This window comes from Pseudoalteromonas sp. S3178, assembly GCF_005886985.1.
GTDB classification, from domain to species: Bacteria; Pseudomonadota; Gammaproteobacteria; order Enterobacterales; family Alteromonadaceae; genus Pseudoalteromonas; species Pseudoalteromonas carrageenovora.
This window is the reverse complement of record NZ_PNCW01000611.1, coordinates 1-327: the sequence shown is the minus strand read 5'-3', so window position 1 is coordinate 327 and position 327 is coordinate 1. Positions and strand designations below refer to the sequence as shown.

The following is a 327-nucleotide window of genomic DNA, read 5'->3' as shown; positions in this document are numbered from 1 at the left end:
GTTAAACCCAAACGGAGATGTTCACGCATTTAGTTATAACATTGCAGATCATCAAGCTGCTGAGCAATACTCAGGGGTTTTAAGCTCGGTTGATCATAGTTTACCTGCGATAGACGATTTAGACCTCATCATCTACTTTTATCCAAAATCAAAACCTGAAGCGATGATGATGCTCGATAATATTAGGGCGATTGCAACCAGCAAAACTCGATTGCTCGTCGTTGGGCACAATAAAGGTGGCGTGACATCTGTAGAAAAGCAACTCAAACCGCATGCTGAACTATTTTGTAAACTAGACAGTGCAAAACATTGTGTTTTATACGAGTT

Annotated in this window: 1 pseudogene; it reads left to right on the top strand. The window is 40.4% G+C overall.

What is annotated here, in order from left to right:
* Positions 1–327 (top strand): annotated as a pseudogene (locus CWC11_RS22440) (16S rRNA methyltransferase); the annotation flags it as partial.